The sequence below is a fragment of the Nostoc sp. DedSLP03 genome, from assembly GCF_034530815.1.
GTDB lineage: Bacteria > Cyanobacteriota > Cyanobacteriia > Cyanobacteriales > Nostocaceae > Nostoc.
Genome location: NZ_JAVRCK010000213.1, coordinates 1 through 2,277, shown reverse-complemented (window position 1 = coordinate 2,277; position 2,277 = coordinate 1). Strand labels below are relative to the sequence as shown.

Sequence of the window (2,277 nt, the reverse complement as noted above, 5' to 3'; positions counted from 1 at the left end):
AATTCTAGTCTCAGCTTTTTTTTGGGCTTTTTTCAACCCGTCGAACTCACGTTAAGTTGGGGTACAGCTGGTCAACTTCGTCCCATGCCTGGTTAGTAAGATTCTCCAATGCCATTGCCAGCAGCAGAGGATGATCGTAATGTCCGTGCTGCAAGCGGTCGAAGAATATCTCGATTTGGAGGAATAGGAGGTTGGGGTTCATAGAGTAGCGATCGCGCTTTTGACTTCATCAAGTTCGACATCGATATAAGGGTCAAGCCCTTTGTTATCGCGGTGTCCAGTAATTTTGCGAATCACATCCTTATCAACAGAATTTTTCCGCAATCGGTTTACCAAGCTCCGGCGGGTACTGTGAGTTGAGATTCCCTTGGTAGTCATTCCTGCCTTTTGGGTGGCCCGCTGGAGAATGTCGTAAGCGTTCCGCCAGGTAATTGGTTTTGTGCCGCAGCGTGAAGGGAAAAGCCACCCAGAGTTATCAGGCTCAAATGTTTGAAGAGATTCCTTCAAAGCTTCATGAACTGGAATCTCCACAGTTTCAGCTGTCCCATCAGGTCTGTGCTTTCTGACCATTGCCGGAAAAATCAGTACGTCTTTGGGTAAGCCATTGCGATCGTAAACATCTTCAGTTTTCAGTTGAACCAATGCCCCCCAGCGCTCACCTGTATACCAGGCTAAATCCATTAGTAATTTATACTTATCGGTTTTGACTTGTCTTTTGATTTTGACAAACTCACTATCTGAGATGACCGCGGCTTTTCCCTTTCTGTTATTCTTTGGCATAGATATAAAAAAGAAACTTATAATATTCCGCTTTTACCTGGTTCAGAGGTAAAAGTGGAATTTCCTAAATATTCACTATTAGCAAATATTCGCTCAATCCTATTCCCAGCAAAGGATACACGTCGCCAGGATATATACCACTTCTACATAAAAGTGGAACATTTACTTATTTTTTATTGGCTAATAAAACAGAAGAGTAACTATTTCCAAATCTCTTCAAATGACAGCATTTAATCCAGCAACAGATATTCCATCTCAGATTGACACATTAGAAAAACTTGCAGCCTGGTTAGGATCGGCACTTTTTACCATCAATCCGACATTGACTGTTATCGAAGGTGTTGGTTATACCGAGCGTGCTTGCCAAGCCAATAATTTTTGGGTGGGAGCGGATGCCAAGACACGCATGATCATTCGTTTTTCCCTGGAGGTTTCCCCCGATCAAGCTAGTGGCAGTAACAAGAATTGGACGTATATTCAGCAGTTGAGCAATACCCCGTTGCCTGCTTCGTTTAAACAAAATTAAGATGACAGACGCTATCAACCCCCGTCAATTTGCATCCTTGGACTACGCTGACGCGGATATGTATGGGGCATTGCTAGAGCGTCCAGCGCCAGCGGTACCACTTGCAAAACCCCTACCAGTGCGAGAAGCAAACAGACAAAATGCAAGTGAAATCGCATCTGAGAAACGCTTGTGGCAGGAAGAGACAGCGCGAAATGCTGAGTACTTCAGACAAGAAAAACAAGCCGAAATCGCTAGAGAAGCTGAGATAACAAGGCGAGAGCAGGCACAGCGACAGGCGATCGCTAATCGTATAAATGGCACAGATACGCCGGAATTACTGCCACCAAAGGCGGAATCACCGTTAGCACAGTTACAACGATCGACACCGGAACGTCAGCCCCTGCCGTCTACAGGCGCACCACCGCCAACCCTAAATGGTACAGCAGCACGCGCCGACTCCCTGGTGGAACCGACTGCAACACCACGCCCGGCGATTATTCGTGAAGCGATCGCCACAACAGCAGGGAATGCAATTAGTGCCTTACCAAGAGCATTACCCCAAGCGGCAGGGCGGCTTGTCATACCCGGTGTCGGTGCTGCTCTGTCCATTGGTACGCGGCTAGTTGTCGGTCAATCTGTCACCCAAGCCGTAACTAGTACTGGTGCTGGCTTAATTGGTACAGGCATTGGTGCGATTGTTGGTACTGCAATTGGTGGGCCTATCGGTGGCGTTGTCGGCAGCATGATTGGTGGTACAGCAGCGTCATTATTTTCTGATTGGCTATTTGCTCAAAATTTGCCCTCCACTACCGCGCACCTGGAATCAAATACGCCAAATTACCCGCCATTTGTTGGTGGTCAAGGCGTGGGAGCGCTTTATTCTGTGCGATGTACTTGGAAGACTATCTTTAATGGTGCGCCTGGTGATAATCAGGTAATGAATGCCGATGTCTATGGGCCAATAAGCGATATTCATTTAGAAGATAATC

Annotated in this window: 3 protein-coding genes; 2 read left to right on the top strand and 1 reads right to left on the bottom strand. The window is 46.7% G+C overall.

Annotated elements, in window-relative coordinates; translation table 11 throughout:
- Positions 1–198: 198 nt before the first annotated feature.
- On the bottom strand, positions 199–780 hold the full coding sequence (locus RM368_RS38290) for a tyrosine-type recombinase/integrase (protein ID WP_322698900.1): 582 nt from the start codon (positions 778–780) through the stop codon (positions 199–201).
- A 220-nt stretch (positions 781–1,000) separates the two neighbouring features.
- Here RM368_RS38290 and RM368_RS38285 point away from each other — a divergent pair, with 220 nt between their 5' ends.
- Entirely contained in the window at positions 1,001–1,306 is a 306-nt protein-coding gene (locus tag RM368_RS38285; protein WP_322698899.1) for a glucose-6-phosphate dehydrogenase, read from the top strand.
- A 1-nt stretch (position 1,307) separates the two neighbouring features.
- Positions 1,308–2,277: hypothetical protein (locus RM368_RS38280; RefSeq protein ID WP_322698898.1), on the top strand; the 970-nt coding region annotated here is incomplete at its 3' end.

What these genes read in the sequence shown, in the direction of transcription:
- RM368_RS38290 (WP_322698900.1), bottom strand. Translation starts at nt 780, where the DNA reads ATGCCAAAGAATAACAGAAAGGGAAAAGCCGCGGTCATCTCAGATAGT.
- RM368_RS38285 (WP_322698899.1), top strand. Translation starts at nt 1,001, where the DNA reads ATGACAGCATTTAATCCAGCAACAGATATTCCATCTCAGATTGACACA.